This window comes from Pseudomonas reactans (assembly GCF_013387025.1).
GTDB lineage: Bacteria > Pseudomonadota > Gammaproteobacteria > Pseudomonadales > Pseudomonadaceae > Aquipseudomonas > Aquipseudomonas reactans.
This window is the reverse complement of record NZ_JACAQP010000013.1, coordinates 1-16030: the sequence shown is the minus strand read 5'-3', so window position 1 is coordinate 16030 and position 16030 is coordinate 1. Positions and strand designations below refer to the sequence as shown.

Sequence of the window (16030 nt, the reverse complement as noted above, 5' to 3'; positions counted from 1 at the left end):
AAGATTAGAAGCGGTAGTGCGAGAAAGCTTTGTTAGCTTCAGCCATACGGTGCACGTCTTCACGCTTCTTAACAGCAGCACCTTTACCTTCAGCAGCGTCCAACAGCTCGCCGGCCAAACGCAGAGCCATAGACTTCTCGCCGCGCTTACGGGCGAAGTCTACCAACCAGCGCATTGCCAGAGCGTTACGACGGGACGGGCGAACTTCGACCGGAACCTGGTAAGTAGCACCGCCTACACGGCGCGACTTCACTTCGACCAGCGGAGCGATGGCGTCGAGAGCTTTCTCGAAGATTTCCAGGGGATCGCTGTTCTTGCGTTCTTTAACCTTTTCCAGCGCGCCATAAACGATACGCTCGGCAACGGCTTTCTTGCCGCTTTCCATCACGTGGTTCATGAACTTGGCCAGGATTTGGCTTCCGTATTTTGGATCGTCAAGCACTTCGCGCTTGGCTGCTACGCGTCTTCTTGGCATGGATAAGCCCTCAAACGGTCTTCAGGTTCGTTCGGAATCGGTGCCCTTGCGGGACGCCTCCGACCTTACTCTTATCGACTCAGAAAATAAGATGATTCAGTTTTACAAAAAGCCGCTACTACTTAGGCTTCTTGGTACCGTACTTCGAACGACCCTGGTTACGACCTTTAACGCCGGAAGTATCCAAGGAGCCGCGTACGGTGTGGTAACGAACACCTGGCAAGTCTTTTACACGACCGCCGCGGATCAGTACCACGCTGTGCTCTTGCAGGTTGTGACCTTCACCACCGATGTACGAGGAAACCTCGAAACCGTTGGTCAGGCGCACACGGCATACTTTACGCAGTGCCGAGTTAGGTTTTTTCGGCGTGGTGGTATACACACGGGTGCATACGCCACGACGTTGCGGGCAGTTCTGCAGCGCAGGTACGTCGGATTTCTCGACGATACGCTTACGCGGCTGACGTACCAGCTGGTTGATAGTTGCCATCTACTAGCTCCACTGTTGTCTTGCGACGCTATTGTCTTGCAAGAAAAGCAAAATGGCAGGAACGAATTCCCGCCAAATTTAGGGGTACAAGAGTCTAAAGAGGATCTTGCCCCCAGTCAAGGCAAGGCCCCGACATCCCCACTCACCGAACCGGGGCAAAAATGCCTCGATCCGACGAATGGGGCTGCCGGGGCCCAGACTTATCTAGTGCAGAACTCAGTTACCGCTAGAGTTCAGCGCTTCGGTCAGTGCAGCTTCCACTTCACTGGCGCTTACGCGCAGCGGCTTGTCAGCATCACGGCGACGCTTACGCTCGCTGTGGTAAGCCAAACCGGTACCGGCTGGGATCAGACGACCCACAACCACGTTTTCTTTCAGGCCGCGCAGGTAATCGCGCTTGCCGGTTACCGCTGCTTCGGTCAGTACGCGAGTGGTCTCCTGGAAGGAGGCCGCCGAGATGAACGACTCAGTGGACAACGACGCCTTGGTGATACCCAGCAGCACGCGAGTGAACTTGGAGACAAACTTGTCTTCCGCGCCCAGACGCTCGTTCTCTACCAGTACGTGAGTCAGTTCCATCTGGTCGCCCTTGATGAAACTTGAATCGCCGGATTCAGCGATTTCAACTTTACGCAGCATCTGACGCAAGATGGTCTCGATGTGCTTATCGTTGATCTTCACGCCTTGCAGGCGGTAAACGTCCTGGATCTCGTTAACGATGTACTTGGCCAGCGCACTCACACCCAGCAGACGCAGGATGTCGTGTGGATCGCTCGGGCCGTCGGAGATAACTTCGCCGCGGTTTACCTGTTCGCCTTCGAAGACGTTCAGGTGACGCCACTTCGGAATCAGCTCTTCGTACGGATCAGTACCGTCGTTCGGGGTAATGACCAGACGGCGCTTGCCCTTGGTCTCTTTACCGAACGCGATGGTGCCGCTGACTTCAGCCAGAATCGACGCCTCTTTCGGACGACGAGCTTCGAACAAGTCGGCAACACGCGGCAGACCACCGGTGATGTCACGGGTCTTCGAAGTTTCTTGCGGGATACGCGCGATAACATCACCGATCGCGATCTTCGCACCATCCGCTACACCGACCAGGGCGTTGGCTGGCAGGAAGTACTGAGCGATTACGTCAGTGCCTGGCAGCAACAGATCCTTGCCGTTGTCATCGACCATCTTCACGGCAGGACGGATGTCTTTACCGGCAGCTGGACGATCTTTCGCGTCGAGTACTTCAATGTTGGTCATACCGGTCAATTCGTCAGTCTGACGTTTGATCGTGATGCCTTCTTCCATGCCCACGTAGGTCACGGTACCTTTCATTTCGGTAACGATTGGGTGAGTGTGCGGATCCCACTTGGCCACGATTGCGCCAGCGTCGACCTTGTCACCTTCTTTAACCGAAATCACAGCACCGTACGGCAGCTTGTAACGCTCGCGCTCACGACCGTAGTCATCAGCGATTGCCAGCTCACCGGAACGGGACACAGCAACCAGGTGGCCATCCACTCGCTCAACGTGTTTCAGGTTGTGCAGACGGACAGTACCGCCATTCTTCACCTGAACGCTGTCGGCTGCGGAGGTCCGGCTTGCCGCACCACCGATGTGGAACGTACGCATGGTCAGCTGGGTACCCGGCTCACCGATGGACTGGGCAGCGATAACGCCGACCGCTTCACCGATGTTCACCTGGTGACCACGAGCCAAGTCACGGCCGTAGCACTTGGCGCAAATGCCGTAGCGGGTTTCGCAGCTGATCGGCGAGCGAACGATCACTTCGTCGATGCTGTTGAGTTCGATGAACTCGACCCACTTTTCGTCTACCAGGGTGCCGGCAGGAACGATAACTTCCTCGGTACCTGGCTTGAATACGTCACGGGCGATAACACGACCCAATACGCGCTCACCCAGTGGCTCTACAACGTCACCGCCTTCAATGTGCGGAGTCATCAGCAGGCCGTGCTCGGTACCGCAATCGATCTCGGTTACAACCAGATCTTGTGCAACGTCTACCAGACGACGCGTCAGGTAACCGGAGTTAGCGGTTTTCAACGCGGTATCCGCCAGACCTTTACGAGCACCGTGAGTCGAGATGAAGTACTGAAGTACGCTCAAACCTTCACGGAAGTTCGCTGTAATCGGCGTTTCGATGATGGAGCCGTCCGGCTTGGCCATCAGGCCACGCATACCGGCGAGCTGACGGATCTGCGCAGCAGAACCCCGTGCGCCCGAGTCGGCCATCATGTACATCGAGTTGAAGGACTCTTGATCGACTTCCACGCCGTGACGGTCGATAACCTTCTCTTTCGAGAGGTTGGCCATCATCGCCTTGGAAACTTCGTCGTTCGCCTTCGACCAAAGGTCGATCACTTTGTTGTACTTCTCGCCCTGGGTTACCAGGCCGGAGGCGTACTGGCTTTCGATCTCTTTCACTTCATCAGTAGCAGCATTGATGATGCGGGCTTTTTCATCCGGGATAACGAAGTCGTTAACACCGATGGAAACGCCGGAAATGGTCGAATAAGCAAAACCGGTGTACATCAACTGGTCAGCGAAGATCACGGTCTCTTTCAAACCAACCACGCGGTAGCACTGGTTGATCAGCTTGGAGATCGCCTTTTTCTTCATCGGCAGGTTGACGACGTCGTACGACAGACCTTTTGGCACAACTTGATACAGCAGCGCACGGCCGACGGTAGTGTCGACGATACGGGTGCCGCTCACGCTGCCGCCATCACGGTCGTTGACGGTTTCGTTGATCCGCACTTTGACCTTGGCGTGCAGTGCGGCTTCGCCGGCACGGAACACACGGTCAACTTCTTGCAGGTCAGCGAACACACGACCTTCGCCCTTGGCGTTGATCGCTTCACGGGTCATGTAGTACAGACCCAATACAACGTCCTGCGACGGAACGATGATTGGCTCACCGTTGGCTGGCGACAGAATGTTGTTGGTCGACATCATCAACGCGCGCGCTTCCAACTGGGCTTCCAGTGTCAGCGGTACGTGCACGGCCATTTGGTCGCCGTCGAAGTCGGCGTTGTACGCAGCACAGACCAGAGGGTGCAGCTGGATAGCCTTACCTTCGATCAATACCGGTTCAAACGCCTGGATACCCAGACGGTGAAGGGTCGGTGCACGGTTGAGAAGAACCGGGTGTTCGCGGATCACCTCAGCGAGAACGTCCCAAACCTCTGGCAGTTCGCGCTCGACCATTTTCTTGGCCGCTTTGATGGTGGTCGCGAGACCGCGCATTTCCAGCTTGCCGAAGATGAACGGCTTGAACAGCTCCAGAGCCATCTTCTTAGGCAGACCGCACTGGTGCAGACGCAGGGTCGGGCCTACGGTAATTACCGAACGACCGGAGTAGTCAACACGCTTACCGAGCAAGTTCTGACGGAAACGACCTTGCTTACCCTTGATCATGTCAGCCAAGGATTTCAGAGGACGCTTGTTCGAACCAGTGATAGCGCGGCCACGACGACCGTTGTCGAGCAGGGCATCGACAGCTTCTTGCAACATACGCTTTTCGTTGCGCACGATGATGTCCGGAGCGGACAGATCAAGCAGGCGCTTCAAGCGGTTGTTACGGTTGATTACACGGCGGTACAGGTCGTTGAGGTCGGACGTCGCGAAACGACCACCGTCCAACGGTACCAGCGGACGCAGGTCTGGCGGCAGAACCGGCAGAACGGTCAGTACCATCCACTCTGGCAAGTTGCCGGAACCCTGGAAGGCTTCCATCAACTTCAGACGCTTGGACAGCTTCTTGATCTTGGTTTCGGAGTTGGTTTGCGGAATTTCTTCACGCAGGCGGCCAATCTCGTGTTCCAGGTCGATAGCGTGCAGCAGTTCGCGGACAGCTTCGGCACCCATGCGGGCATCAAAATCGTCGCCGAACTCTTCCAGCGCTTCGAAGTACTGCTCGTCGTTCAGCAGCTGACCTTTTTCAAGGGTGGTCATGCCTGGATCGATAACGACATAGCTCTCGAAGTAGAGAACGCGTTCGATATCACGCAGGGTCATATCCATCAGCAAGCCGATACGGGACGGCAGCGATTTCAGGAACCAGATGTGGGCAACCGGCGAAGCCAGTTCGATGTGCGCCATGCGCTCACGACGAACCTTGGCCAGCGCAACTTCAACGCCGCACTTCTCGCAGATCACACCACGGTGCTTCAAGCGCTTGTACTTACCGCACAGGCACTCGTAATCCTTAACCGGGCCAAAGATCTTGGCGCAGAACAGGCCGTCACGCTCAGGTTTGAACGTACGGTAGTTGATGGTTTCCGGCTTTTTAACTTCACCGAACGACCACGAACGGATCATCTCAGGCGATGCCAACCCAATACGGATGGCGTCGAACTCTTCGACTTGACCCTGGTTTTTCAGCAAATTCAGTAGGTCTTTCAAGGCCTTTCCTCCTGGCGGAGCAGAGAGCGGGCTAAACAGCCCCGCTCTCGATTCGCGTCACGTGTTATTCGGTTTCCAGATCGATATCGATGCCGAGGGAACGAATTTCTTTGATCAACACGTTGAAGGACTCGGGCATGCCCGGCTCCATACGGTGATCGCCGTCCACGATGTTTTTGTACATCTTGGTCCGACCGTTCACATCGTCCGACTTCACTGTGAGCATTTCTTGCAGAGTGTAAGCAGCACCGTATGCTTCCAGTGCCCAGACCTCCATCTCCCCGAAACGCTGACCACCGAACTGAGCCTTACCACCCAGCGGCTGCTGGGTAACGAGGCTGTACGAACCGGTAGAACGAGCGTGCATCTTGTCGTCTACCAAGTGGTTCAGCTTCAGCATGTACATGTAGCCAACAGTAACCGGGCGCTCGAACTTGTTGCCGGTACGGCCGTCGAACAGCTGCATCTGGCCGCTTTCTGGCAGGTCTGCCAGTTTCAGCATGGCCTTGATTTCGCTTTCCTTGGCACCGTCGAACACCGGGGTAGCCATTGGAACGCCGCCGCGCAGGTTCTTCGCCAGATCCAGGATTTCCTGGTCGGAGAAGGTGTCCAGCTCTTCGTTGCGACCGCCGATCTCGTTGTAGATCTCGTGCAGGAACTTACGCAGATCTGCGACCTTGCGCTGCTCTTCGATCATACGGTTGATCTTCTCGCCCAGACCTTTGGCCGCGAGGCCCAGGTGGGTTTCAAGGATCTGACCAACGTTCATACGCGAAGGTACGCCCAACGGGTTGAGGACGACGTCGACCGGGGTGCCATTGGCATCGTGCGGCATGTCTTCAACCGGCATGATCACGGAGACCACACCTTTGTTACCGTGACGACCGGCCATCTTGTCGCCCGGCTGGATGCGGCGACGGATTGCCAGGTAAACCTTGACGATTTTCAGCACGCCTGGAGCCAGGTCATCGCCCTGCTGCAGTTTGCGCTTCTTGTCTTCGAACTTGTCGTCCAGCAGACGGCGGCGATCAACGATGTAGGCCTGAGCCTTCTCGAGCTGCTCGTTCAGAGCGTCTTCAGCCATGCGCAGTTTGAACCACTGGCCGTGCTCAAGACCGTCGAGGATTTCGTCGGTGATGTCCTGACCTTTCTTCAGACCTGCGCCGCCTTCAGCCTTGTGGCCTACCAGGGCGGAGCGCAGACGTTCGAAGGTCGCGCCTTCAACAATACGGAACTCTTCGTTCAGGTCCTTGCGGATCTCGTCGAGCTGAGTCTTCTCGATGGACAGTGCACGAGCATCACGCTCAACGCCGTCACGGGTGAAGACCTGTACGTCGATGACAGTGCCTTTGGTACCGGTAGGTACACGCAGGGAGGTGTCTTTAACGTCGCTGGCTTTTTCACCGAAGATGGCACGCAACAGCTTCTCTTCCGGAGTCAGCTGGGTCTCGCCTTTCGGAGTGACCTTACCGACCAGGATGTCGCCTGCGCCTACTTCAGCACCTACGTAAACGATACCGGCTTCGTCCAGCTTGTTCAGTGCAGCTTCACCCACGTTAGGGATGTCTGCAGTGATTTCCTCTGGCCCAAGCTTGGTGTCACGGGCCACACAGGTCAGTTCCTGAATGTGAATCGTGGTGAAACGGTCTTCTTGAACAACACGCTCGGACAGGCAGATGGAGTCTTCGAAGTTGAAGCCGTTCCATGCCATGAACGCGATGCGCATGTTCTGACCCAGTGCCAGTTCACCCATGTCGGTGGACGGGCCGTCGGCCATGATGTCGCTACGCTGAACGCGATCACCCTTGCTCACCAGCGGACGCTGGTTGATGCAGGTATTCTGGTTCGAGCGGGTGTATTTGGTCAGGTTGTAGATGTCGACACCGGCTTCGCCAGTTTCTACTTCGTCATCGGCAACACGAACCACGATACGGCTGGCATCAACGGAGTCGATCACGCCGCCACGACGAGCCACGACGCAAACGCCGGAGTCACGGGCTACGTTACGCTCCATGCCGGTACCTACCAGCGGCTTGTCAGCGCGCAGGGTCGGTACAGCTTGACGCTGCATGTTGGAACCCATCAACGCACGGTTGGCGTCATCGTGCTCCAGGAACGGGATCAGCGACGCAGCGACCGAAACTACCTGCTTCGGCGATACGTCCATCAAGGTGACGTCTTCCGGCGCCTTGACGGTGAACTCGTTCAAGTGACGAACAGCTACCAGCTCGTCGACCAGGACTTTCTTGTCGTTCATCGTGGCCGAAGCCTGAGCGATCACGTGATCAGCTTCTTCGATAGCGGACAGGAACACGATCTCGTCGGTGACCAGAGCGTCTTTCACCACACGGTACGGGCTCTCGAGGAAGCCGTACTGGTTGGTGCGCGCATAGGCAGCCAGAGAGTTGATCAGACCGATGTTCGGACCTTCCGGCGTTTCGATCGGGCAAACACGACCGTAGTGCGTCGGGTGTACGTCACGAACTTCAAAGCCAGCACGCTCACGGGTCAAACCGCCCGGGCCCAGTGCGGAAACACGGCGCTTGTGGGTGATCTCGGAGAGCGGGTTGTTCTGGTCCATGAACTGCGAGAGCTGACTGGAACCGAAGAACTCTTTCACCGCCGCAGCCACTGGCTTGGCGTTGATCAGGTCTTGCGGCATCAGGCCTTCGCTTTCAGCCATCGACAGACGCTCTTTGACCGCACGCTCAACACGTACCAGGCCAACGCGGAACTGGTTTTCGGCCATTTCGCCTACACAGCGAACACGACGGTTACCCAGGTGGTCGATGTCATCGACGATGCCTTTACCGTTACGGATGTCGACCAGGGTCTTCAGTACCGCGACGATGTCTTCCTTGCACAGCACGCCCGAACCTTCGATTTCGGTACGACCGATACGACGGTTGAACTTCATCCGGCCGACCGCAGACAGGTCATAGCGCTCAGGGCTGAAGAACAGGTTGTTGAACAGGGTCTCGGCAGCGTCTTTGGTTGGCGGCTCACCAGGACGCATCATGCGATAGATCTCGACCAGCGCTTCCAATTGGTTGCTGGTGGAGTCGATCTTCAGCGTGTCGGAGATGAACGGACCGCAGTCGATGTCGTTGGTGTACAGGGTCTCGATGCGAACGACCTGAGCCTTGGCGATTTTGGCCAGGATCTCGGTGTTCAGCTCGGTGTTGCACTCAGCCAGGATTTCGCCTGTAGCCGGGTGAACGATGACCTTGGCGGTCGTGCGGCCCAGGACGTAGTCCAGAGGCACTTCCAGCTCTTTGATACCGGCTTTTTCGATCTGGTTGATATGGCGCGCAGTGATACGGCGGCCAGCTTCAACAATGACCTTGCCTTTTTCATCCTGGATGTCCAGGACGGCAATTTCACCACGCAGACGCGAAGCGATCAGCTCCAGCTTGAGGGTTTCATCCTTCAGGCTGAATACGTTGGTGGTGTAGAAGGCATCCAGCACTTGCTCAGTGGTGTAGCCGAGCGCGCGCAGCAGTACCGAGGCCGGCAGCTTGCGACGACGGTCGATACGCACGAACACGCAGTCTTTCGGGTCGAACTCGAAGTCCAACCACGAACCGCGGTACGGAATGATCCGCGCGGAGTACAGGAGCTTGCCGGAGCTGTGCGTCTTGCCGCGGTCGTGGTCGAAGAACACGCCCGGGGAACGGTGCAGCTGGGAAACGATCACACGCTCGGTACCATTGATAACGAAGGTACCGTTCTCGGTCATCAATGGGATTTCGCCCATGTAGACTTCTTGCTCTTTGATGTCCTTGATCGCTTTGTTCGACGATTCTTTGTCGAAAATGATCAGGCGCACTTTTACCCGCAAAGGTACGGCGTAAGTAACACCGCGCAACACGCATTCTTTGACATCAAATGCCGGTTCGCCCAGGCGATAACCGACGTACTCCAGCGCAGCATTGCCGGAGTAGCTGATGATCGGGAAAACGGATTTGAAGGCCGCATGCAGGCCCACGTCGCGGAACTGATCTTTGGTCGCTCCCGCCTGCAAGAATTCACGATACGAATCCAGCTGGATAGCCAGAAGGTACGGGACATCCATGACGTCCGGCAACTTGCTAAAGTCCTTGCGGATACGTTTTTTCTCAGTATATGAGTAAGCCATCAGCGTTCCCCAGCTTGGTCACCTGCTTGTTTGGCCCTCCCGACGGGAGCAGCCAGAAAATCTCGCAAACCCCATGGTTTGCACCACCGCATCGGGTGGCTACAGCGCGTTAATGGCGGCGACCGAGTCGACAGCCAAGAACGGAAAAAGGCCGGTGGCAAGAGCCACCAGCCATCAGCCTTCAGCTTAACGCTTGGGCTGGAGACGCAAGGTCGATGCTTACTTCAGCTCGACTTTAGCGCCTGCTTCTTCCAGTACTGCTTTGGCTTTTTCAGCTGCGTCTTTGGCAACAGCTTCCAGAACCTGGGCAGGAGCGCCGTCAACTACAGCCTTGGCTTCTTTCAGGCCCAGACCGGTCAGCTCACGTACTGCCTTGATCACGTTTACTTTCTTCTCGCCAGCTTCCAGCAGCATGACGTTGAATTCGGTTTGCTCTTCAGCAACAGCAGCAACAGCGGCTGGGCCAGCGGAAGCAGCGGCAGCGGAAACGCCGAATTTTTCTTCGAAAGCTTTGATCAGCTCAACAACCTGCAGAACCGACATTTCAGCTACGGCGTTGAGGATATCGTCTTGGGAGATAGACATTGCTGTATTTCCTGAATTGGGGGACGGCCTACTCGGCCATCGAAATAAACAAAAAACCGCGAGAGAAGTTGCTCAGCCTTAGGCTGCGGCAGCTTCTTTTTGCTCGCGAACTGCGGCCAGAGTACGAGCCAGCTTGCTGGTAGCGCCTTGAATCACGCTCATCAGCTGCGAAATAGCTTCGTTACGGGTCGGCAGTGTTGCCAGTACGTCGATTTGGTTAGCTGCGAGGAACTTGCCCTCGAACGCAGCTGCCTTGATCTCGAACTTGTCCTGACCCTTGGCGAACTCTTTGAACAAACGGGCAGCAGCGCCAGGATGGTCGGTGGAGAACGCAATCAGGGTCGGGCCGGTGAACACGTCGTTGAGGACACTGTATTCAGTGTCAGCAACAGCGCGCTTGAGCAGGGTGTTACGTACAACACGTACGTATACGCCAGCTTCACGAGCCTCTTTACGGAGTCCGGTCATAGCGCCTACTGTCACACCACGGGCATCAGCCACGACAGCGGACAGAGCAGCTTTGGCAGCCTCGTTGACTTCAGCGACGATGGCCTTCTTGTCTTCGAGATTAATTGCCACGGGTTTAACTCCTGCTTGTTACCGTTTCATCTGGCCGGAGCCGGATGTCGTTTTGGTGTCTGATTCGGTAAGGAACCGGGAGCACCATCTGCGTAGGCTTGTGGTTTAAGACTTGCGTCGCCTACGGTCTTGGATAGCCCCCGCCAGGCAGGGACCCCAATTTTTTCAATTGGCGCGATCGCTCGCGCCAACTTGTGTCTTATACGTCGAGCGAGCCTTGGTCGATGACCAGACCTGGGCCCATAGTGGTGCTCAGGGTAACGCGCTTGACGTAGATACCTTTCGAGGAAGCTGGCTTGATACGCTTCAGATCAGCGATCAGGGCTTCAACGTTTTCCTTCAGCTTGACGGCATCGAAGCCGACTTTGCCAACGGAGGTGTGAATGATGCCGTTTTTGTCGGTGCGATAACGAACCTGACCAGCCTTGGCGTTCTTAACCGCGGTAGCTACGTCTGGCGTTACGGTGCCGACTTTAGGGTTAGGCATCAGGCCACGTGGACCCAGGATCTGACCCAACTGACCTACAACGCGCATTGCATCCGGGGAAGCAATAACGACGTCATAGTTCAGGTCGCCGCCTTTCATTTCGGCAGCCAGGTCGTCCATGCCAACGCGATCAGCGCCGGCGGCCAGAGCAGCTTCAGCTGCTGGGCCTTGAGTGAAGACAGCTACACGTACAGTCTTGCCAGTACCGTGTGGCAGCACAGTTGCGCTACGAACGACCTGGTCGGATTTACGTGGGTCAACACCCAAGTTTACAGCAACGTCAACGGACTCGCTGAACTTGACAGTCGACAGCTCGGTCAGCAGGGCAGCAGCGTCTACAAAGTTGTAGGACTTGCCCGCTTCGATTTTGCCGGCGATAGCCTTTTGGCGCTTGGTCAGCTTAGCCATTACACACCCTCCACGTTAAGGCCCATGCTACGAGCAGAACCGGCGATGGTACGCACGGCTGCATCCATATCAGCTGCAGTCAGATCCGCGTTTTTGGTTTTCGCGATTTCTTCCAGCTGAGCACGAGTTACAGTGCCAACCTTAACGGTGTTAGGACGAGCGGAACCGCTAGTCAGACCAGCAGCTTTCTTCAACAGAACCGAAGCCGGGGTCGACTTGGTTTCGAAAGTGAAGCTACGGTCGCTGTATACAGTGATGATCACTGGAGTCGGCAGACCTGGCTCAAGACCCTGAGTACGGGCGTTGAAGGCCTTGCAGAATTCCATGATGTTCACGCCGTGCTGACCCAGAGCTGGACCGACAGGTGGACTAGGGTTGGCCTGAGCGGCCTTCACTTGCAGCTTGATGTAAGCGGTAATCTTCTTGGCCATGAGGCACTCCAATTACGGGTTCAAACGCCTCGAAAGGCTCCCCGGTTACTTGCGCGTTTATCCCAGTGACGACAAAACCCCACAGCCTAAGGCTGCGGGGTTGGGATGCTTGTTCAGCTAGACCTTCTCGACCTGACTGAACTCTAGCTCTACCGGAGTAGAGCGACCGAAAATGAGCACCGCCACTTGGATCCGGCTCTTTTCGTAGTTAACTTCTTCGACAGTACCGTTGAAATCAGCAAACGGACCATCTGTGACACGAACAACCTCACCCGGCTCGAACAACGTCTTCGGCTTAGGCTTGTCGCTACCATCAGCAACACGACGCAGAATCGCTTCCGCCTCTTTGTCAGTAATAGGAGCAGGCTTATCAGCGGTACCGCCGATAAAGCCCATGACACGAGGGGTATCCTTGACCAAGTGCCAAGTACCTTCATTCATGTCCATCTGAACCAGCACGTAGCCAGGGAAGAACTTGCGTTCACTTTTACGCTTCTGGCCATTCCGCATTTCAACCACTTCTTCAGTGGGAACCAGAATTTCGCCGAAGCCATCTTCCATGCCTGCCAGCTTTACGCGCTCTAGCAAAGAGCGCATAACATGCTTCTCGTAACCCGAGTAAGCATGCACAACGTACCAACGCTTAGCCACGGGACACCCTTAGCCAACAATCAAGGAAACAAGCCAGCCGAGCAGGGAATCAAGCCCCCACAACAGCAACGCCATAACCAGAACAACAGCCACAACGATCAACGTGGTCTGCGTGGTTTCTTGGCGAGTCGGCCAAACGACTTTACGAATTTCGGTGCGAGCTTCCTTTACCAGGACCGCGAAAGACTTGCCTTTAGCAGTCTGCAGGCCTACAAAGGCAGCTACAGCAGCAAGGGCAAGCAAAGCGAGCACGCGGTACAGGATCGGCGAAGCAGAATAGTACTGATTGCCAACAACGCCTACGACCACCAAGGCGACTACAGCGAGCCACTTGACCAGATCGAAACGAGAGCTTTGAGCTTCAGCCTTAGGAGTCATCTATGAAGATCCTGTGAAAAGAAAGCCAGATACACCACGTGAATCTGGCAGGTCAGGAGGGAATCGAACCCCCAACCTACGGTTTTGGAGACCGTCGCTCTGCCAATTGAGCTACTGACCTAAAACAAAATCAGGCCGACCATTATGCAGGCCTGAAAAAGACTTTACAACAACCAACCCCACTAGACTTGAAATCACCTGACAATAAAGCCAGACACAACACCAACAAGCCGAGGCAGCTGTTAAAACAAAGGCAGATATTTTCATATCTGCCTTGTTATATGGAGCTCTTGAGCGGATTTGAACCGCTGACCTCACCCTTACCAAGGGTGTGCTCTACCAACTGAGCTACAAGAGCAAAACATCTTGCACAACCTGCAAACTTGGAGCGGGTAGCGGGAATCGAACCCGCATCATCAGCTTGGAAGGCTGAGGTTCTACCACTAAACTATACCCGCGGAGCTTGCAGCTCACGCTAAAAATGGTGGAGGGGGAAGGATTCGAACCTTCGAAGTCGTAGACGTCAGATTTACAGTCTGATCCCTTTGGCCGCTCGGGAACCCCTCCTAAGCGAGCCGGCATTTTACATTACGCCGACCTTCTGTCAAGCATTTTCTCATTTAAAAATATGAGGTTAGCTGCATTGACCTTCGCTTCACGCTGTAGACCTTAAAGGTCTTCACTGCGAAGCGGGCGCCATTCTATGCAAACTATTCGAGAGATGCAACGCCTTCGCACAACATTATTTTATGTTTTAACTCATTGAATTCCTTAGCAAGGTTTTCAAAAGGCAGATCCTCAGCCAGGCGTCGGCTTTCAGGGGCTACGCGCAGCCAATAGCCGGAAGCTTCAGCAGTATTCAGCAATTGAAGCTTGGCCTTTATATCCAGGCTTGTCAGCCGCTGCTCTACCGACTGAGCCTGTCGCTGATCCGCAAAACCACCAATGTACAAACAGGTATTTTGCGCCTCTGCTGCCTTTGCACGATCTCTGCGCACCACAGCATCAGAGGACTCACTGAGCAGGCGAATGTCCTGCTGCCCACCCTTATAAAGGCTCAGAGGCGTAACATCTTTGGCACGCAACGGCGCTTCTTGCTGATGCCATATGTAGTAGAAGGCGTTGAGGACAAGTAAAAGCAAAAACAACCAACGCATAATCACCTCAGGACAAAGGACAAGCCATCGCCAAACCGACAAAAACCAGATCCGGAACGAGTCGGGCTTGCGGCACTGCACCTGCCACCAAATCGGCGTCCCCCCCGGTGAGAAACACCGTGAAATCATCGCCCCAGTAGCTTCGCGCCAACTCCAACTGAGTCAGTACAAACCCTCTGAGCATAAGCGTACAACCTCGCTCCACCGCCTCTACGGTCGTACGACCTGGAGAGAGGCGCTCCAGCGCCCTTTCGGCGGCGGCATCGTCGTACCGTATCTTGCGTGTATGAGTTCGCAGCTGATTGCGCATGAGCGGCATACCTGGACAAATGAAACCACCAAGGTGCTCGCCATCCGCCGCAATAAAATCCGCCGTGGCTGCCGTGCCAAAATCAAGCACCAGGCATGCGCCGTGCGCCAGCTTGAATCCACCCAGCATTGCGAGCCAACGATCAAGACCCAGGCGCTCAAAATCTTCGTAGCCGTTACGCACTCCGGCCATTTCGCGCGCGGGAGCAGCACAGGAGACAGCAACGCCGAAAGCCTCATGCAGGACCGCAACCAGCTTGCTTGTTTCTTCCAGGGCACGAACGCTCACCAGCCGGCAACGCGTCAGCAACAATCCGGGAAGCGCCACGAGGCTTTCAATCAAAGCCAGATCCGAACCAACAACCCCCTCCGAAGAGGCATTCGCGCTATCAGCATCAAGCACACGCCATTTGATAAAGCTATTCCCACAGTCGAGCTCAAGAATCATCACGCAACCTCAGGCTTAACTCACCACCACTGTATGTTTTCTCAACACCATCAACGCTCAAGCGCAGTGCACCCTGGCGGTCTACGCCCAGTACAACGCCATCGACTTGGCTGACACCCGCGATAAGGGACACCCGCCGCCCCTGCCAGGCGTGATTCTGCTCCCACTCATCTTTGAGTGCGACAAAACTACCCTTGCGGTGCCGCTCAAGGTAGCTTTGCAGCTGCAACCCCAATTGCGCCACCAGCGCATTGCGATTCACCAGAGAGCCTGTCTGCAGTTGCACCGAAGTCCATTGCTGGTCCACCTCGTCAGCCCTTTGCATATTCACATTGATGCCTATTCCGAGGACAACGTGGCAGATATCAGCAGGGTCTCCGACCAACTCCAACAAAATCCCGGCAATTTTCTTCTGCCCTACCAGAACGTCGTTTGGCCACTTCAGAGCTGCGCCCTGCACACCCGACTCGCGCAAGGCCTGCATGACCGCCAAGCCCACAACCAGGCTCAGCCCCTCCAACTGCCGCAGGCCCGACTCGATGCGCAATACGAGGCTGTAATACACATTTTGTGCGAATGGACTTACCCACTTTCGCCCCCTCCTACCCCGGCCGGCCGTTTGCTGTTCCGCAAGCACCAGGAACGGCGCCGCGCATCCGGAATCAACAAGACGCAAGGCTTCAGCATTCGTGGAGTCAACGGAGTCAGAGATATGAACGGGCCACGCCAAGGAGGGCGCACTCAACGCAATATCTTCAGCAGTCAAGAACACCAATGGCGACGCCAATTGATACCCCTTACCCCGAACCTTATGTATGGATAGGTTGAGCTCTGCTTCCAGGTGCTGGAGTTGCTTCCAGACAGCACTGCGGCTGACACCCAGGGCGGCGCCAAGCGCTTCCCCCGAGTGGAATCGGCCATCTTTCAGAAGTTTTAACAACGTCAGCATGCAGGTATCGCCTCACAATGAGGCACGCATAATAGCCATGCGCAGAGTCATTGCATAGAAACGCAGGACCTTAGCACTGAAGGTCGTCGAAATAGCCGTCTTGGTGTTTTTCGACCGCCCAAAACAAAA

General features: G+C 55.6%; 13 protein-coding genes and 4 tRNA genes. All 17 read right to left on the bottom strand.

What is annotated here, in order from left to right; translation table 11 throughout:
- Positions 1-4: 4 nt before the first annotated feature.
- Entirely contained in the window at positions 5-475 is a 471-nt protein-coding gene (gene rpsG / locus HX793_RS15100; protein WP_002555493.1) for a 30S ribosomal protein S7, read from the bottom strand.
- Positions 476-593: 118 nt separating this feature from the next.
- The gene (gene rpsL / locus HX793_RS15095) at positions 594-965 is read right to left on the bottom strand and encodes a 30S ribosomal protein S12 (protein WP_002555494.1); all 372 of its coding nucleotides are present in this window, start codon (positions 963-965) and stop codon (positions 594-596) included.
- A 216-nt stretch (positions 966-1181) separates the two neighbouring features.
- On the bottom strand, positions 1182-5381 hold the full coding sequence (rpoC, locus tag HX793_RS15090; protein ID WP_016977596.1) for a DNA-directed RNA polymerase subunit beta': 4200 nt from the start codon (positions 5379-5381) through the stop codon (positions 1182-1184).
- A 64-nt stretch (positions 5382-5445) separates the two neighbouring features.
- Entirely contained in the window at positions 5446-9519 is a 4074-nt protein-coding gene (gene rpoB, locus HX793_RS15085; protein WP_010206926.1) for a DNA-directed RNA polymerase subunit beta, read from the bottom strand.
- A 219-nt stretch (positions 9520-9738) separates the two neighbouring features.
- Positions 9739-10104, bottom strand: a complete 366-nt coding sequence (rplL, locus tag HX793_RS15080) for a 50S ribosomal protein L7/L12 (RefSeq protein WP_016977598.1) — start codon at positions 10102-10104, stop codon at positions 9739-9741.
- Between the two features lie 78 nt (positions 10105-10182).
- On the bottom strand, positions 10183-10683 hold the full coding sequence (rplJ, locus tag HX793_RS15075; RefSeq protein WP_016977599.1) for a 50S ribosomal protein L10: 501 nt from the start codon (positions 10681-10683) through the stop codon (positions 10183-10185).
- Positions 10684-10882: 199 nt separating this feature from the next.
- Positions 10883-11578, bottom strand: coding sequence for a 50S ribosomal protein L1 (rplA, locus tag HX793_RS15070; protein WP_003176434.1), 696 nt, complete (start codon positions 11576-11578; stop codon positions 10883-10885).
- Positions 11578-12009 carry a 50S ribosomal protein L11 gene (rplK, locus tag HX793_RS15065; protein WP_003176435.1) on the bottom strand — a complete coding sequence of 144 codons (432 nt, stop codon included), beginning with the start codon at positions 12007-12009 and terminating at the stop codon, positions 11578-11580. The genes rplA and rplK overlap by 1 nt, the downstream gene beginning before the upstream one ends.
- Positions 12010-12126: 117 nt before the next feature.
- Positions 12127-12660 carry a transcription termination/antitermination protein NusG gene (gene nusG, locus HX793_RS15060; RefSeq protein WP_003176436.1) on the bottom strand — a complete coding sequence of 178 codons (534 nt, stop codon included), beginning with the start codon at positions 12658-12660 and terminating at the stop codon, positions 12127-12129.
- A 9-nt stretch (positions 12661-12669) separates the two neighbouring features.
- Positions 12670-13038 (bottom strand): preprotein translocase subunit SecE, encoded by a 369-nt coding sequence (gene secE / locus HX793_RS15055; RefSeq protein ID WP_003194658.1) that lies wholly within the window; start codon positions 13036-13038, stop codon positions 12670-12672.
- Positions 13039-13083: 45 nt separating this feature from the next.
- Positions 13084-13159 (bottom strand) — tRNA-Trp (locus HX793_RS15050).
- A gap of 161 nt (positions 13160-13320) precedes the next feature.
- Positions 13321-13396 (bottom strand) — tRNA-Thr (locus HX793_RS15045).
- 26 nt (positions 13397-13422) lie between these two features.
- Positions 13423-13496: transfer RNA gene (locus HX793_RS15040), tRNA-Gly, on the bottom strand.
- 24 nt (positions 13497-13520) lie between these two features.
- Positions 13521-13605 (bottom strand) — tRNA-Tyr (locus HX793_RS15035).
- Positions 13606-13748: 143 nt separating this feature from the next.
- Positions 13749-14195, bottom strand: coding sequence for a hypothetical protein (locus HX793_RS15030; RefSeq protein ID WP_122727773.1), 447 nt, complete (start codon positions 14193-14195; stop codon positions 13749-13751).
- 7 nt (positions 14196-14202) lie between these two features.
- Positions 14203-14952, bottom strand: a complete 750-nt coding sequence (locus HX793_RS15025) for a pantothenate kinase (RefSeq protein ID WP_177053719.1) — start codon at positions 14950-14952, stop codon at positions 14203-14205.
- A complete protein-coding gene (gene birA / locus HX793_RS15020; RefSeq protein WP_177095322.1) occupies positions 14942-15901 on the bottom strand; it encodes a bifunctional biotin--[acetyl-CoA-carboxylase] ligase/biotin operon repressor BirA in 960 nt (319 codons plus the stop codon). The genes HX793_RS15025 and birA overlap by 11 nt, the downstream gene beginning before the upstream one ends.
- Between the last annotated feature and the right edge of the window lie 129 nt (positions 15902-16030).